This window comes from Solimonas fluminis (genome assembly GCF_002930645.1).
GTDB lineage: Bacteria > Pseudomonadota > Gammaproteobacteria > Nevskiales > Nevskiaceae > Solimonas_A > Solimonas_A fluminis.
Genome location: NZ_PSNW01000001.1, coordinates 1 through 18,041 on the forward strand (window position 1 = coordinate 1; position 18,041 = coordinate 18,041).

Genomic DNA, 18,041 nt, shown 5'->3' on the forward strand with positions numbered 1-18,041 from the left:
CCCGCGGTGGCCGTGACGTCGCCGCTGGCCGAGATCACGCCGGCGTCGATACTGCCGCCGCTGACCGTGATCGCTCCGGCCGTCGCCGTCAGGTTGTCGGTGTCCACCAGGCCGCCCGCCGTCAGCGACAGGCTGCCGCCGCCTGCATTGCCGATGTCGATGCCGCCGCTGGCATCGAGCGTGAGGCTGCCGCCGGCGGCAAGGTTGCCGCCGGTGATGTCCCCGGCGCTGGCGGTCAGGGAAACGACGCCGCCGAGCGTGACGTCGCCGGTAGTGAAGAGATCGGCCAGGTCCAATGCCGTGGCCGAGGCCTGCAGGTTCGTTGCAATGATCCCGCCGTCGATCTGGATCAGGCCATTGGAGGAATCCAGGACCACGCTGCCGCCGGCCGCGTCGAGCAGGCCGCTGGCGGCAATGCCGTCGCGCCCCCCGAGATCGATCAGGCTCGACGTCACGGACGCCACGTTCAGCACCAGGGTTCCCGCGGTGGCGGTCATATCGACGCTGCCGGAGACCGTGTCTGCATTGACCGTGATGCTGCTGCCGGTAATCGCCGCTCCGAGCTGGACATTGTCGGCATCGATCACCACCGCGCCGCCGGACGCGATGCCGTCATTGTCGAGCTCGGCCGCCGAATCCAGCACCACACTGGCCGCCGTGAGCTGGCCAGTGACGATGTCGCCCAGGTTGGACGTCAGCGACAGGGCGCCGCCCAGATTCAGGTCGCCAAAGCTGACGGAGTCGGCCTCCACCGTGAGGTCGCTGGTGGTGACGGTGCCGGTACTGACATCGCCGCCGTTGGCGATCAGGCTCACGCTGCCGGTCGCGCCGGCATCGAGGGTGCCGCTCACGGCGATCGCGGTCGCGGCGTCGAAGTCGATGACCGGCGCCTGCACGTCCGCACTGATACCGATGTCCCCGGCTGTCGCGGTGACCTCCAGCAGGCTGGCAGAGCGGAACAGGTCCGCGATGATCGCCACCGTAGCGCCGCTGATCGCACCTCCGCCCAGCAGGACGTCGCCGCCCGCGGACAGGCTCACCGAACCAAGCGCCGTGGCGCCCAGCAACTGGACGTTGCCGCCTGCGCTGTCGATCTGGACGTAGCCGCCGGTGGCCGTGACCTGCTGCAGGACGACCGCACCGCTGCCGCCACTGATGTCGATGGCCTCGCCGGCGCCATCCGCACCACTCGCCGTCCCGCCCACCGTGACGCCGTTGCCGGCGGTGATGCCCAGCGAACCGTTCACCGCGGTGACCGCGCCCGTCACGGAAACCGCGCCGCCGAAAGCATTGACCGTGATGCCCTGCTGCCCGCTCACGCTGTCCAGCGTGATGTCGCCGGTGCCGGACTGCAGGAAGGCATTCCCGCCGGTGGCCGAAACCGCGTCCGCCGTGATCGACCCCGCATCGGCCTGCACGTTCACCGTGCCGTTGCCGGCCGTGAGTTCCCCCAGCATCAGGTTCCCGGCACCCGCATAAAGGGTGATGCCGCCATTGGCGACGGACAGGTCGCCAACGTAGCCGAGCGTGCCGCCGGCCGACAGGAAGATTCCCGTCGCCGCACTGACGTTCTGGAGCTGCAGACTGCCGCCCGCGCTGTCGATCTGGACGTAGCCGCCGGTGGCCGTGACCTGCTGCAGGACGATCGCGCCGCTGCCACCGCTGATGTCGATGGCCTCGCCGGCCCCATCCGCTCCGCTGACCGTCCCGCCGACGGTCACGCCATTGCCCGTGGTGATGCTCACCGAACCGTTCGTCGAGGTGACGGCTCCGGTGACGTCTGTTCTGCCGTTGAGGGCATTGACCGTGATGCCCTGCTGGCCGCTGAGACTATCCAGGGTGACATCGCCGGTGCCGGACTGCAGGAAGGCGCTGCCGCCGGTGGCCGAAACCGCGGCCGCCGTGATCGAGCCGGTATCGGCCTGGACGCTGAGAGGGCCATTGCCCGCCGTCAGGTTGCTCAGCAACAGGTCGCCCACGCCCGCGTAGAGGGTGATGCCGCCATTGGCGGCGGACAGGTTGCCGGTGTAACCGAGCGTGCCGCCCGCCGACAGGCGAATCCCCGTGACCGCGGAAACGCCCTGGAGCTGCACATCGTCGCCAGCGCTGTCGATGTCGACATAGCCTCCCGTGGCCGTGACCTGCTGCAGGCTGACCGTGCCGCTGCCGCCGCTGATGTCGATCGCGTCGGCTGCTCCGTCGGCGCCGCTGATCGTGCCCCCCACCATCACGCCGTTGCCGGTGGTGATGCTTACCGAACCGTTCGCCGCGGTGACCGCTCCAGTGACGTCTGCCCTCCCGCCAAGGGCATTCACCGTGACACCCTGCTGGCCGCCAAGACTGTCCAGAGTGACGTCACCGGTGCCGGACTGCAGGAAGGCGCTGCCGCCGGTGGCCGTAACCAGATCCGCCGTGATCGAGCCGGTATCGGCCTGCACGCTGAGCGTGCCATTGCCCGCTGTCAGGTTGCCCAGCAGCAGATCGCCTGTGCCCGCGTAGAGGGTGATGCCGCCATTGGCGGCGGACAGGTTGCCGGTGTAGCCGAGCGTGCCGCCGGCCGACAGGCGGATTCCAGTAACCGCGCTGACGCCCTGCAACTGCAGATTGCCGCCGATGCTGTCGATATCGACGTATCCTGCCGTCGCCGTCACCACCTGCAGGTTCACCGTACCTGCACCACCGCTGATGTCGATGCCCTCTGCGGCATTGTCCGCACCGCTGACGGTGCCGGTTACCGTCACCCCGTTGCCGGCAGTGATGCCGATGGAACCGCTGACGGCCGTGACCGCGCCGGTCACCGATACCAGTCCGTTGACGGCATTGACGGTGATGCCCTGCTGGCCGTTGACGCTGTCCACGGTGACGTCACCGGTGCCAGACTGAAGGAAGGCGATGCCGCCGGTGGCGGAAACCGCGTCCGCGGTGATCGAACCGCCATCAGCCTGCACGCTCAGCATGCCATTGCCGGCCGTGAGATTGGCCAGCAGCAGATCGCCACTGCCGGCATACAGCGTGATGTAGCCGCCGGAAGCCGTGAGGTCGCCGCTGTAACCCAGCGTACCGCCGGCCGAGAGATAGATGCCGCTGAAGGCACTCACCGTCCCGGCGATCGCGATGTTGGTGGCGCTGGCGGAGACATCGGTGCCGGCATCGAGCGTGCCGGTCGAGAGATCGCCCAGCGCTCCGAGGTCGATATACCCGCCATTGGCCATGAGCCCGCCGGTCAGCAGGTCGCCACCACTGGCTCTCAGGTAGATGCTGCCGCCGGTCAGGCTGCTGCCGGTGAGATCGAAATCGCCCGTGCTGTCGGTGAAGCTGATCAGGCCGCCGAAATCCAGCACCGTGTTGAGGAAGGTCAGCGCATCGGCATTGCCGCCATTGGCGGAAAGATCGCCGGCACCGCTGAGCGTGGCATTGCTCAGGTCGACCGCCCCCGCGGACAGCGTGACGCTGTCGCTGGCATCGTCAGAGCCGGCTGCGATCGTCAGCCCCGAGAGGTCCAGCAGGCCCGAAGCCGTCAGGCGAACCGCGTCTTCGGCTTCGATGCCGCCCCCGAGCGCCAGGTTACCGCTGGTATTGAGGTCCACCGAACCGCCACTGATGCCGCCCACCGCGATGCCGGCACCGCCCGCATCCAGGTCAACATAGCCGCCGTTGTTGGCCGTCAGCGTGCCCGTGGCGATGCGGTCGGTCGCGGTCAGCTGCAGGTAGCGGTTGGGCGCGGCGGCATTGATGCCGGACTCCAGGTCGCCCACATCGATGTCGCCACCCGCGGCGCTGCCCGTACCGCCGTTGCCGGGTCGATAGGCGCTGATCGCGATCTTGCCGCCGGCGCTGATATCGCCGGCCCCGGCCGCCCCCGTGACGTTACCGCGCTCGGCGGTCAGGACGACGTTGCCGGTACCGGCCTGGAGATTGACGAATCCGATGCCGGCGCTGGGGTTGTAGGCGTGCAGGCCAATGCTGCCGTCCGCCACGACAGCGCCGTTCAGGCTGATGCCGGCACGCCCGTCCACCGTGATATTGGCACCGGACAGCAGGTTGGCGGTCACGGAACCGTCGGCGCTGAGCGTGACATCGCCCGTTGCGCTGATCTCGGGCGCTGCAGCCTGGATATTGGCGGCCGCCCTCACCTGGACATCGCCCTGGGTGGCGGAAACGTTGCCGTCCAGGTTCGCGGTAACGACGCTGGCATCCACGCTGCCGGCGTTGATGGCACCGATCGTCAGCACTCCGGTATCGATCTCCAGCAGGCCGGTTCCACTGTCGCTCGGACCCATGCCGACACTGCCCACCCTGACCACATCGGTGGCGGCCAGGCGGATGCCTGCGGAGGAAGTCGCCGTGGCGGAGCGCAGGTCGCCGGCATCGATGTCGCCGCCCGCCGCGCTGCCCGTGCCGCCATTGCCGGGGCGCGAGGCACTGATCGTGATGCTGCCGCCCGCAGTGACGTCGCCCTGCCCAGCCACCCCGATCACGTTGCCGCGATCCGCCAGGAGTGTCACCGAACCCCCGGTGCTGACCAGGTTGCGGTACTGCACGGCGGCGCTCGCCGCCATCGCTTGCAGGGCGATGTCTCCGGCGATATTCATGTCGCCGCGCACCACCACGCCCCCGAATCCCGTCAGGGAGACGTTGTCGGCCTCCAGGATGTTGACATCCACGCTGCCGGCCGTGGACCACAGGTCAATGTCGCCCCAGGCGGTCAACGTGGTGCTGGGGCCTGCCGTGAGGGCGCCGCTGGTCAGCACATCGACATTGCCCGCCGTCGCCTGCAGATCGCCATTGAGGTTGGCCACGGCCACGTCGATATCGACGCTGCCGGCCGTGGCTGTGCCGATGGTCAGCAGGCCGGTATCGACGTCCAGTAGTCCCGTACCGCTGCCGGAAAGGCCCATCGCCACGCTGTCCACCGTGATCTGGTCGGTCGCGGCCAGCGTGATGCCGTCCGCCGCGACGGACGTGCCCGAACGCAGGTCCCCGATGTCGATGTCGCCGCCCGCGGCGCTGCCCGTGCCGCCGTTGCCGGGACGCGAGGCGCTGACCGTGATGCCACGCCCCGCCGTGATGTCGCCCTCTCCGGGTGCGGCGCTGATGTTGCCCCGCTCGGCGGTCAGGCTCACCGAGCCGCCCGTCGAGACGAGGTCCGTGAAGCTGATGCCGACGCTGGCGTTGTAGACATGCAGCCGGATGTCGCCGGCAATGTCGATGCCGCCGGCCAGGCCGATGCCGCCGCTGGCGTCCACCGTGACGGTGTCGCCGTCCAGGACATTCGCCGTCACCGAGCCCCCGGCAGCAAGCGTGAGGTCGCCCGCCGCCGCGATCGTCGGGGCGCCGCTGGCATCCAGGTTGCCCGACGTCTGCAGGTAGACATCGCCCAGTGTCGCCGTCAGGCTGCCGTTGAGGTCGGCCGTGCCGACGCGGATATCGACGCTGCCGGCCGTGGCTGTGCCGATGGTCAGCAGGCCGGTATCGACGTCCAGCAGTCCCGTACCGCTGCCGGAAAGGCCCATCGCCACGCTGTCCACCGTGATCTGGTCGGTCGCGGCCAGCGTGATGCCGTCCGCCGCGACGGACGTGCCCGAACGCAGGTCCCCGATGTCGATGTCGCCGCCCGCGGCGCTGCCCGTGCCGCCGTTGCCGGGACGATACGCGCTGACGGCGATGGTCCCGCTCGCCGTGACGTCTCCCTTGCCCGCGGCACCGGTCACGTTGCCCCGCTCGGCGGTCAGGATCACCGATCCCCCGGTGCTCACCAGGTTGGCGAAGCCGATGCCGGCACTCGCGCCATAGACGTGCAGCTCGATATCGCCGGCGATGTCGATATCGCCGGCCAGGCTGATGCCGGTATTCGCCAGCACCGTGACGTTGTCACCCTCCAGGATATTGGCCGTCACCGAACCATCGGCCGTCAGCGTTACGTCGCCCGCCGCGCCGATCGTGGATGCCGAGGCCGCGTCGAGGTTGCCAAAGGTGCGCACGTACACGTCGCCCACCGTGGCGGTGACCTTGCCTTCGAGGGTGGCGGTGACGACCTGGATATCGACGCTGCCCCCCATGATCGTCCCGATCGTCAGGTTGCCGGTGTCGATGTCCACGTAGCCCGTACCGCTGTCCAGCGCGCCCATGGACACGCTGCCGGCCGTGATGACGTCGTCGGCGGACAGCGTGACGCCGGCGCCCGCCACGGCGGTGCCCGAGCGCAGGGCACCCAGGCTGATGTCGCCGCCCGCGGCGCTGCCAGTGCCGGCGTTGCCCGGCCGGTAGGCGCCGACCGTGATGCTGTCTCCCGCCGTGATGTCGCCCTCGCCCGGAGCACCGGTCACGTTGCCGCGTGCCGCGCTCAGGAAGACTTCGCCGCCGGTGGTGACCAGGTTGGTGAAGCCGATTCCGGTATTGGCATTGTAGGTGCGCAGGATGATGTCGCCGGCGATGTTGATGTCGCCGGACAGCAGGATGCCGTTGTCGGCATCCACCGTGACCGCCGTGCCCTGCAGCACGTTGGCGACCACCGATCCGCCGGCATCGAGCTGGAGAGTGCCCGTGGCGCTGATGGAGCCGGCCGTGGCGGCATCGATGTTGCCCCCGGTCTGAACGTAGACATTGCCCGCCGTGGCGGCAATGCTGCCGTCGAGATTCGCGCTGCCCACGCGGATATCGACGCTGCCGGCCGTGATGGCGCCGACGTTCAGCACGCCGGTTCCGATGTCCAGCAAGCCGGTACCGCCACCGGAGACACCCATGGCCACGCTGTCCGCCGTGATCTGGTCGTCGGCCGTCAAGGTGATGCCGGCGCCTGCGCTGAGGGTGCCCGAGCTCAGGTCGCCCACGTCGATGTCGCCGCCGGCGGCGCTGCCCGTGCCGCCGTTGCCAGGGCGATAGGCACTGATGGCAATCGCGCCGCCCGCAGTGACATCGCCCTCTCCCGCAAGCCCGATGACGTTGCCGCGGTCCGCGGTCAGCGTCACCGCTCCCGCGGCGCTGATCAGGTTGCGGTAGTTGACGCCGGCACCGGCAGCCGTGGCATGCAGCGTAATGTCGCCGCCGGCCGTCGCCGTCTGCCCCAGGCTGATGCCGCCGGGCGCCTCGATGTCGATGGCCCCGGCCGCATTGAGGGTGCCCAGGCTGATGCCGCCCGGCACGGTGAGGTCGATATCGCCGCCGCCCAGCGTGGTGATCGCGTTGCCGGTAATGCCGCCTGCCGACACCAGCAGGTTGCCGTCGAGCTGGAAGGCCGCGCTGGCGCTGGTGCCGAAGTCGACGCTGCTCGTGGTCCTGAGCTCCAGCGTGCCGCCCTGGACGTCGAAGGACGTACCGGTCACGGCAATGCCGCCGTTGCCCTGGAGATAGGCATAGCCGGCGCCGGCGAGGTCCACCCCGCCCACATCGACGAAGCCGCTCTGCGCCTCCACCTTGACGCGGGCATTGCCGGCCGAGCTGCCCCCGCCCTGCGCGGCCAGCGTTCCGGTGCTGATGTCGCCGTTGGTGAACACGATGACGCGGCTGCCGCCGACGTCCTGCAGGCTGACCGTGCCGCCGCCGTCGAGGCCGGCATGGAGCTGCACTTCACCGCCGGTGCTGTTGACGTCGCCGTTGGCGGTCAGGTCGTTGCGTGCCTGGATATCGACATCGGCGGCTGACGTGACGCTGTCCACCGTGATGTCCGTACCGCCGCTGTAGTTGTTGTACAGGAAGACGGAGGCCGCGGTGATGTCTCCGCCCTGGATGCCGCCGGAACCGTTGCTGGCATAGAGGTCGCCACCCTGGGCGATATCTCCCAGGCTGATCACCCCGTTGCTGCTGAGCACCACCAGCGCTCCGCCGACACCGACATCGGCTCCAGCCGTCAGCGACACGCCGTTGTGTCCCTGGAATTCGGCATAGCCGTCGCCCGCCGCCAGGGCCATGTCGATGGCGCCGACGCTGATCGAGGCCGCCCCGGACAGGTCGTCATAGGCCAGCACGTGGATGTCGCGGTCGCCGGATGAACCGCCGCCGTCCGCCGTGAGGTCACCGGTCACCACCGCGCCATGGTTGGTGATGCGGATGCGTGCGCCGGTCACGTCGCCCACCGTCAGCAGGCCTGCGCCATCGCTGCCGGCCGTCAGGATCACGTCGCCGCTGTTGGCCAGCAGCAGGCCGCTGGCCTGGTTGATCGTGATCTGGTCGGCGCCGAGGACGAGATCGCCCGAGGTGATCACCCGGTTGCCGACGATGCGGCCTGCCTGCGCGTCGAGGTTCCCGGTCAGCGAAACCGCGTCGGAGATGCCGGTGCCGAAGGAAAGCTGATCGGCGGCGCGGATCACCAGTTCGCCGCCGTAGCCCGCCGTATAGAGTCCGCCAGCCGCCAGGTTGACGTCCGCGCCGTCCAGGTAGGCATAGCCCTTCGCCCCGGTCGCGATGCCGCCGACGCTGATCGTGCCCGCAGTCGACTGGATGTCGATGTTGCGATCACCCGAGCTGCCGCTGCCGCCGCCGGCGCTGACCGTGCCGCTGATCAGGATATCGCTCTCGTTGCTGATGCTGACGCGGCTGCCGGAGGCGGACACCAGCGTGACCGCGCCGGGACCACCCAGCCCGTTGACGACCAGGTCGCCGCCGTAGCCGCTGGTGTTGGCGCTCAGGGCACCGGTGAACTCGATGTCGCCGCCGGATGCCAGGTCGATGCCGCGAGACGCGCTGAGCGTGCCGCCGCTGATGCTGTCTGCCGCGACCTGCAGGTTGCCGGTCAGGGCGAAGCTGGTTCCGAGGAACAGCGGCCCGGTCGCCAGCGAAAGCTTGAGGGTGCCGTTGCTGCCGACCGAGAAGCTGGTCCCGTCCAGCCCGATGTCGGTGCCGGCGGAGAGCAAGGCACGGCCGCTGCTGCCGCCGATCAGGCTGACGCCGGCGACGTTAAGCGCTCCACCGCCGGCCACGTAGATGTCGAAGTCTCCGGAACCACTGCTGAGGCCGCTGGCCGTCAGCAGGCCGGTGCTGATGTCCGTGGCATGGCTGTCGAGGCTGCTGCCGATCTGGACGCGCGCGCCGGTGACGTTGCGCAGCGCGATGGATCCGGTGCCCGAGTTGCCGAGGTTGGCATCGATGTTGACCAGGCCGCCTGCCAGCAGGGCGTCCGTCGCGGCGCCCGTCGTGCCGTCGACGCTGCGGCTGGAGGTGATGCTGATGCTGCCGCCCGCGTCCAGGTTTCCGACCTTGATGTTGCCCTCGAAGGAGGTACCGCCGAAAGCATTGCCCAGCACGATGTTGCCGTCCGCCACGATGTTGCGCACGTCGAAGCTGCCCAGCGCGGCACCGGAGGCATAGGCCTGGAGATCGACGTTGTGCGCGCCGGCGATGTTGGCGAAGAGGGTGGCGCCGTTGTCGAGGCTGGCGATGACGTTGCCGGTAAAGCCGACCCCGGTGCCGGCCGTCCCGATCGACAGGCCGCCGCCCAGTGCGTTCAGGCGGATGTTGCCGCTGCTGCCGCCGGCGCTGACGGCCTGCGTGACCTGGATACCGTTCTGCCCGGTCAGGCTCACCTCGCCCGGATTGAGCAGGGTGATCGTCCCGATGCCGGAGAGCGGAGCGGCACCGCGGGCATTGATGCGAACCCCCTCGCCGAACAGGAATCCGCCGTCGGCGACGATGCTGCTGAAGCCAATGTCGCCATCGGCCGACAGTGTCACCGCACCTGCCGGGACGGACAGGCCGGCCAGGTCGACGTCCCCGCTGGCATCCATGGTGACGTTACCGCCGGTCACCCCGAGATCCTGCAGTGCCACGATATCGACGCCGTTGGTCGTCGAGACATCCAGGCTGCCCGTGACCGACAGCGGCCCCAGCGGCGAACCCGAGGGCGAGCCCGACGAACCCAGGGTCAGGACTCCCCCGGACGCCGATACATGGACCGTACCGCCGCTGCCGGCGTCCAGATCGCCGGTCAGCGTCACGCCGGCTTCGCCGGAGATATCGATGCTGCCGGGCACGGCCAGGCCCACGGCGCCCAGGTCCACCGCTCCGCCGGAGCCGGTCGCGCGGATCTGGATGCTGCTGCCAGCCGCCATGCCGGCAATGCCGATCGGGCCCGTCGCGGTCACCAGGACATTGCCGCTGGCGGCGCCGAGCACACCGGACAACTGGACTGCCGCACCGGAGCCGGAGGCATCCAGGTTCACGTTGCCGGAGGTCACGATGAGGTCATCGTAGGCCACGATGGCGGTGCTGTTGGCGTCGACGAACAGGTTGCCGGTCACGCTCAGGCCGGATGAGGAGGACCCCAGCGACACATTGCCGCCATCGGCACGCAGGCTGACGCTGCCGCCCGCCTTGGCATCCGCCCGGTCGCGCACGGTCAAGCCGCCCACACCGTAGAGGTTGATCACGCCGGCGGTATTGAGCTGTGCACCGCCGATGTTGGCCGTGCCCAGCGAGCCCTGCGCGTCAACGTCGATATCGCCGGCGGAACCGTTCTGGAATCCGCCATCCGCCGTCAGCAGGCCGGTGTTGATGCTGCCGTCGTTGCCGACAGAGAGCACGATGCGCCCGGCATCCAGCGCCCCCAGGCTCATGGAAGCGCCGTCGCCCGCGGACAGCATGGCGACACCGCCCGCGGTGATGGCCGAATCGAAGGTGATGTCGCCCGGCGTCGTCAGCGTCAGGTCGCCGCCCACGTCGATGGCCCCCGCGGTGATCTCGGGACCGTTGCCGACCAGGCTGCCGTCCACCTGGAGGAATCCGCCAAGCGACAGGATGCCGGAATCGACGCTCAGATCCAGCGTGCCGCCGGTTCCCACCGCGTAGCTGCCTCCGAGGCTGCCGATCCCGTTGGCACCCGACAGCACCACGTAGCCGTCGGCATTGGTCACGCTCACGCTGCCCATCTGCGTGATGGCGCCCGAACCCTCGGCGCGCACGTCGATGATGCCGTTGCTGGCGCTGCCGCCCCCGGTGGTGGAGGTCGCGGTCAGCAGGCCTGCCGAGATGTCGCCATCGAAGGCCTTCAGGCGGATGCTGTCGCCGGTAACACCCTGCACCGCGATGTCGCCGGTCACGGTCTGCAGGTCCACGGCGAGTCCGCCACTGGCCGCACCGCTGAGGCTGATGCCGGTACCCGCCAGGATCGTGAGCGCGGCACCGACATCCAGCCCGGTCGTGGTGACCGTACTGACGGAGCCGTCGGCGTCGATATCTAGGCTGCCGGTGACGGAGACGTCGACCGGCGGAGAAGGCGTGCCCAGTACGACGTTGCCGCCGGCGTCGATATCGATCAGGCCGGCGACCCCAGCGTCGTAGCTGCCGCCGCGCAGGGTCACGTCCTGCGCGGACTGGATCCGCACCTGGCCATCGCTGCCGGACAGGCCCAGTCCGTCGAGCGTCACCGAGCCGCTGTTGACGGTGGTGAGGCGGATGTCACCGCTGGCGGCAAGGCCGCCGGCGGCGGCCAGCCTGGCCACGTTGATGTCGCCACCGGTGGTGAGCAGCCGGATCTCCTCGCCGGTGATCAGGGAGGTGCCCAGGTTGCCGGCACCGTCGATGCCCGCCTCGAAATCCACCAGCGCCGCATCCGCCTGGACCGTGCCGGAGATGGTCAGGTCGTCGCGTGCGCGAATCTGGACCGAGTTGGCGCCGCTCGCGTCGATGCCGGCGATGCTGATGTCCTCGCCGGAGGGGGAGGTATCAGCGCTACCGCTGGTGTTGCGGACCACGATGCTGCCGCCGGCCGCGTTCAGCTTCAGCTCACCCACCGTGATGTCGTCGGCGCCGTCAATCTCGATATCGGCGGCTTCCAGGTCGCCGGTGCTGATGAAGCCTTGCGCCGCGCCGCCGATCAGCTTCAGCCGGCCGCTGACGCGGATGGCGTTGCCGAGACTGTTGTTGAAGATGATGCCGCCATAGCTGCTGCCGCCACCCTGGCGGTTGAAGCCCACGAAATCGTCCTGCACGCCCACGGCACCGAAGCTGCCGGCCGGAGACACGGAGCCGATGCCCAGCAGCAGGCCACCGTTGCCGGTGGCGTTGATCATGCCGTCGGCGCTCGTGCCGCCGACGGACAGGTCGTTGATCTGGATGCGGTGCGTGGCGACGATGGCAACGTCGGTTCCGGCATTGAGCATGCTTTCGATCTGCTGCTCGTAGATCGTCACGTAATCGGTGGTCGAGGAGCTCGGCAGGCCGCCGCCCTGCGCAATGGTGACCACGGTGGGATCGATCAGCACCTGGCCGCCGCGCCCTGCCCGCACCTCGCCGCGCACCCGCAGGCTGCCGTGCCCGGAAAGCTCGATGAAACCGCCGAGACGCCCCGCCGGCCCGGCAGTTGCGGTGATCTGCGAGCCCCGCTCGGTCACCGCCGTCTCTTCGGCGATCAGCCGCACGATGCCGCCGTCTCCGGCGCCGGCGCCGTCCGCCCGGATCACTCCGGTCCCGGTCAGGGTGATATCCCCGTCGGAACGGACGATCACCTTGCCGCCATCCGCGTCGCCGGTGCCGGATGCATCCAGCGTGCCGGAGTTCTCGATGTCGCCGCCCTCGGCCAGCAGGTAGATCTCGCCGTCGCGCTCCTCCACCGACCGGGCGGTGACCTTGCCGCGCTGGTTGATGACATTGCCCATCAGGCTGTGCGCCACCTTGGCATCCAGCACGACGGTGCCGCCGTGGGCGACGATCTCGCCGAGGTTCTCGATACCGGCACGGTCCGACAGGGCCGCGGCGTCGATCGAGTAGCCCACCAGGCCCTCGGCATCCAGCGTCAGCGTCATCCGGCTGCCGGAAGCCAGCAGCACGTCGCCGCCGGGCGCGCTGATCAGGCCGGCGTTCTCGACACGGTCGGCAGCCAGAACGACGAAGCCGGAAGGCCCGGCCGAGATGCGGCCCTCGTTGCGGATGCTGCCGGGAGCGGACGCGCCCTGGGCAAAGACGTGGCGGCCGGACATGAAGTCCTGATCGCGGATGCTGAGGGTGGAGGTCACCAGACCGCCGACGTCGACGCGGGCGCCCGCGCCGAACATCACGCCCTGGGGGTTGACGATGAAGACGCGGCCGTTGGCGCTGAGGTTGCCGAGAATCTCGGACGGCAGGCCGCCGACCACGCGGTTCAGCACCGCGGCGGAGGCATTGGGCTGGTTGAACAGCACGAACTCGTTGCCGCCGACCGAGAACTGCTGCCAGTTGATGATCGCGTTCTGGGAGGTCTGGTTGATGACCGTGCCGCCGGGGGCCGGCGTACCGATCGTCGCCTGCCCGCCGACGACACTGCCGCCGGCCGGTGCCGCCAGCGCCAGTCCTGGCGTCAGCGCGCCGGCCGCGATGCCGTAGAAGCGCCGGAGCGCAGGGGACGACAGCGGACGCAGCTTGAAGGAAGGCTTGCCCATGAAACACTCCCTGAAACCCGGATGGCCTTGACGGCTCTGATGCGCTGCATGCGACGGCAAAACCCGCGGCGCCCGCCATCGCCAGTCCGGCACGGCGGACCCCGCAGGGTTCCAATGGACTCTAGGCGTGGGCTAAACCCCCGTCAACGCTTGTATTTGACGCACTTCACAGCGTCATGAAAGCCGCCTTTCTCACCCCCTGGATGGGGGCTACCAGCCTTCCATGATCTGGTCGACCGGGAACGGCAGCTGGACCCGCTGCCAGACCGCCGCCACGCGCTCGATCACCGGCTGCGCGCGCTTCATCCAGTCCGGGTGGCGCTCCTGGGCACGATCGAAAAGCCTGAACTCCCCCGGCGTCGCGCGGCTGCCGTAGCGGTGGTGGAAAGACTGGGCCAGTTCCTCCATGCGCGGCTTGCCATAGACCACCACCTTGAGATCGCGGTTGGCCGACAGGCCCGTGGTGGCGATGTACAGGTGATACTGCTCCCAATAACGCAAGTAAGCGTCAAAATAATCCATCTGCGCGAGGTTTTCGCCGGAGATGCCAACATACGCCAAGTCCCGCCGGCACCACTCCTCGATGTTCGAACGCAGCGCGAAACGTCCGCTGGCCGGCAAACCCCCGGATTTCTCGTAGGTGGAGATGCAGGAGGCCACCGGATGCCTCAGCGTCACGATGTGCTCCACCGCCTCGCCCAGGACCCGATGGAAGAAGCCGCCGGCGTAGATCCCCTTGGTCAGCTTCTTGGGCACCACGATCTTGCCGCTGTGCCGGGGGCGCTGGCCGAAGAACGCCTCGACCATGACCAGGTACTCCGCCATGGTCTGCAGGCTTACCACCCAGGAGTTGGCGCCCTCGTTGAGCTGGAACGGCCCCGCCTCTGGAAACCCGTCGTGGGCCAGGGCGTTGTGCACGGTGGCGGGATCCATCCCCAGCGCGCGATACAGCTCCTTGGTCAGATAGGATCCGCCGGTACGGGGAATCCCGATGACATTGACGAAGTGGAACTTGAGCTGCAGCTCGCGCAGGGCATTCTGGTTGCCGCTCAGCAGGGCCAGCAGCCAGTGATAGGAGCGGGCCACTGCCACCCGTCCGCGCGGATGGGCCATGACCCGCTCCGCGTCCTTGGGCGCCCGCTGCGCCAGGTCGCGATGGGCGTAGTTCAACTTCTCCGACAGTTGGTCCCCCCACTCGTGGTCGGTGAAGGGGCGGCCATCCACCAGGTGGGCCAGGAAGTCCACGAAGGCCGGGGACACCGGCAGTTCGCGGTCGGTCAGCTTGAGTTCAACGCCCATCGTTCTGTGCGTATTCCAGCAGTCTTGCGAAATTCTCGAGCGACAGCAGGTGGGCATAGACCGCCCGCAGTTCGCCCTTCCTGGCCATGGCCTTGAAATCCCTGGCCTGGAGCTCCGCCAGCTTCTCCTCATCCACGCGGAACAGCCCCTGCAGGCGGCTCCGCTCACCCTGCCTGGGCATGGCAACGGCGTCGAAAGGCACCAGCAGGCCCAGCGCCTCCAGCCGCTGCATCAACGCGCGGGTCTGCTGCCTGGCGCCTTCCATGGCCTCCAGCAGCCTGTGCGCGGCCTCCCAGGCCGGCGTGGGCACGCCATCGGCGCCGAACAGCGGCTGCGCGCTGCCTTTCTCCAGGGCGGAAGGATCCACGCAGACCAGGCGCTGCGGCGCGGCACCTGCCTCCCCCGCCAGTTCGGCGATGCAGAAGGGATGGCGCCGGAAATAGGCCGGCAGGTAGGTCTGCGACCGCCACTGGCCCTGCGCATCGACGAAAAGGTTCTGCCGGGCCTTGAGCCCGAGGATGGCCATGGGCAGGAACTCCCCGCTCCTGGGCTCCCGCACGAAGGCAATGGGATAGTCCAGAGCCGCCTTGAAGAACTCGGCGGCATTGAGGAAGGCGGCGTTGATCCCCGAGCTCCAGGCAAAGCCGGCATCCCTGCGCAGCCCCATCCCGGCATGCTTCTGCTTGTCCAGGGGCTCTACCACCGCATACCCCGGCGGGGCGATCAGCTTGACGCTCTTGGCCATGTTCTCCCTTTTTGTCCTGCCGCAGGCCCTGCGGAACACTAGCCGCCCGGAACCTTCCCCGGCAACCTGCCCGGGGCCGTAACGCGGTAAAATTTCCGTACTACAAGAACCCGGAGCCCGCGATGCTGATCACCAACGCCCATATCATCAACGAGGGACACGAAACCGCCGCCGATCTGCTGATCGTCAACGGCCGCATCGAAAAGATCGCCAGCAAGATCGACGCTCCGGCCGGCACGGTGGTGTACGACGCCCGCGGACAGTGGCTGCTGCCCGGCGTGATCGACGACCAGGTCCATTTCCGCGAACCCGGCCTGACCCACAAGGGCGACCTGTTCACCGAGTCCCGCGCCGCGGTGGCGGGCGGCACGACCTCGTACTTCGACATGCCGAACAACATCCCGGCGATCACCACGCGCGAGCTGCAGCGCCAGAAGTACGCCATGGCCGAGGGCCGCAGCTTCGCCAACTACGCCTTCTACTTCGGCGGCGCCAACGACAACCTCGAGGAGATCGCCGCGCTGCAGCGCAACGAAGCCTGCGCGATCAAGGTCTTCATGGGCGCCTCCACCGGCAACATGCTGGTCGACAACCCCGCCACGCTCAACGGCATCTTCGAACGCGCGCCGATGCTGGTGGTGACGCACTGCGAGGACACGCCGATGATCAAGGCCAACGAGGAAGCCGCACGCCAGAAATACGGCGAGGATGTACCCTGGTCCGAGCACCCCAACATCCGGTCTGCCGAGGCTTGCTACCAGTCCACGCTGCTGGCCACCACGCTGGCGAAGAAGCACAACGCCGACCTGCACGTGCTGCACCTGACCACGGCGCGTGAGCTGTCCTTCTTCACGCCGGGCCCGATCCAGGGCAAGAAGATCACGGTGGAAGCCTGCGTGCACCACCTGGCGATGGACGACCGCGACTACGCCGCCCTCGGCGCCCTGATCAAGTGCAACCCGGCGATCAAGACCCCCGAGGACCGCATCGCCCTGGTCAAGGCCGTGATGGAGGACCGCATCGACATCGTCGCCACCGACCACGCGCCGCATACCGCCGAAGAGAAGGCCAACAAGTACTTCAAGGCACCCTCCGGCCTGCCGCTGGTGCAGCACTCGTTGCTGATGCTGATCGACCTGGTCAAGCGCGGCGAGATGAACATGCGCACGGTGGTGCGCAAGACCAGCCACGCCGTGGCCGACCGCTTCGGCATTCCCGACCGCGGCTACATCCGCGAAGGCTACTGGGCCGACCTGGTGCTGGTGGACCCGCACGGCAGCACCACCGTCCACAAGCCCGACGTGCTCTACAAGTGCGGCTGGTCGCCGGTGGAGGGACGGACCTTCCCGGCCCGCATCCTCACCACCTGGGTCAACGGCGAGATCGTCTACCGCGACGGCCAGGTCATCGGCGCGCCCCGGGGCCGGCGCATCCAGTTCGTCTAGCCGCCGCGGCAGCCCCCCCGAAAAGGGGGTTGCGCGCCTCGCGGCCGGGTTCAAGATGGTTTCAGGCGATTCGTCCCCGGGAGACGCAGGAAGCGCGTGCTCGACCGGGCTGACCGAGGGCGTCGCCGGACCGGCCGGAAGGGCGGCCGGCCCTACGATCTCGTTGGGGGGGTGCCATGCTTTTCCTCGTCAGCTGGAACGCTGCGCCCGAATGCCGGGACGCGGCGGTGGATCGCTTCCTCGAAACGCTCGACCGGAAGACCGAAGGGGTGAAGCTGGTGGGCCGCTGGCATGCCGTAGGTCCCGTCGCGGGCTTCGCGCTGGCCGAAGCGGCGGACTCCCAGGCGATCATGCTCTGGGTCGGGCACTGGACGGACCTGTTCGCCGTCACGGTCTATCCCGCGATCAACGACGAGCAACTGCGCCAGGCGATCACGCGCGGCAAGCACAACTCGCCCTCGGAGGCCCGCCGCTCGATCGAGATTCCCGCCGGCTTCCTTGCCGCCAACGCCGACAAGCTGCGCCCTGCGCGCAGCGAAACAGCCCGCTGAACAGCCGCGCGCGGATTTGCAGCCCGGGCGACGGTCGGCGAGGCTAGGCGTTCTGACGAGATCGAGAACGCCGATGCCCGCTACCGCCGCGCCCTGCCCCTGGTGCCTGTCCACGCCGCAATACCGCGAGTACCACGACCGCGAGTGGGGCGTACCGGTGCGCGACGACCGGGTGCTGTTCGAGTTCCTGATCCTGGAGGGCGCACAGGCCGGCCTGTCCTGGCGCACGATCCTCGAACGCCGCGAAGGCTACCGCAAGGCCTTCGCCGACTTCGACCCGCAGAAGGTGGCGCGCTACACCGACGCGAAGCTGGAGAAGCTGCTGCAGGATCCCGGCATCATCCGCAACCGTCTCAAGGTCTGGTCGGCCCGCGCCAATGCCCAGGCCTTCCTGGCCGTGCAGAAGGAATTCGGCAGCTTCGCCGCCTATCAGTGGGGCATCGTCGGCGGCAAGCCGCTGGTGAACCGCTGGAAGTCGATCAAGGAAGTGCCGGCGCGCACCGAGGTCTCCGATGCCTTCAGCAAGGACCTGCAGAGGCGCGGCTTCAAGTTCGTGGGCAGCACCATCATCTACGCCCACATGCAGGCCACCGGCATGGTCAACGACCATCTCGTGAGCTGCCCGCGCCACAAGCAGGTCGGGCGTTGATCCCGC

The 18,041-nt window shown here is 68.7% G+C and carries 6 protein-coding genes; 3 read left to right on the forward strand and 3 right to left on the reverse strand.

The window, feature by feature from the left end; translation table 11 throughout:
- From C3942_RS00005 to C3942_RS00015, 3 genes are all read right to left on the reverse strand, one after another.
- Window positions 1-13,346 (reverse strand): two-partner secretion domain-containing protein (locus C3942_RS00005; RefSeq protein WP_114409688.1); only part of this gene is annotated, 13,346 nt, incomplete at its 3' end.
- Window positions 13,347-13,556: 210 nt separating this feature from the next.
- On the reverse strand, window positions 13,557-14,645 hold the full coding sequence (locus C3942_RS00010; protein WP_104228290.1) for a hypothetical protein: 1,089 nt from the start codon (window positions 14,643-14,645) through the stop codon (window positions 13,557-13,559).
- Window positions 14,635-15,390 (reverse strand): SapC family protein, encoded by a 756-nt coding sequence (locus C3942_RS00015; RefSeq protein ID WP_104228291.1) that lies wholly within the window; start codon window positions 15,388-15,390, stop codon window positions 14,635-14,637. Before C3942_RS00015 ends, C3942_RS00010 begins: the two co-directional genes overlap by 11 nt.
- A 122-nt stretch (window positions 15,391-15,512) precedes the next feature.
- On the opposite strand from C3942_RS00015, the gene C3942_RS00020 reads away from it, so the two are divergent.
- The 3 genes from C3942_RS00020 to C3942_RS00030 all read left to right on the forward strand — a co-directional run bounded on the left by C3942_RS00020 (window position 15,513) and on the right by C3942_RS00030 (window position 18,035).
- Complete coding sequence (locus C3942_RS00020) at window positions 15,513-16,835, forward strand: dihydroorotase (protein WP_104228292.1); 1,323 nt, start codon at window positions 15,513-15,515, stop codon at window positions 16,833-16,835.
- 176 nt (window positions 16,836-17,011) lie between these two features.
- Window positions 17,012-17,386 (forward strand): DUF3303 domain-containing protein, encoded by a 375-nt coding sequence (locus C3942_RS00025; protein WP_104228293.1) that lies wholly within the window; start codon window positions 17,012-17,014, stop codon window positions 17,384-17,386.
- Window positions 17,387-17,459: 73 nt separating this feature from the next.
- On the forward strand, window positions 17,460-18,035 hold the full coding sequence (locus C3942_RS00030) for a DNA-3-methyladenine glycosylase I (RefSeq protein WP_104228294.1): 576 nt from the start codon (window positions 17,460-17,462) through the stop codon (window positions 18,033-18,035).
- Window positions 18,036-18,041: the final 6 nt, after the last annotated feature.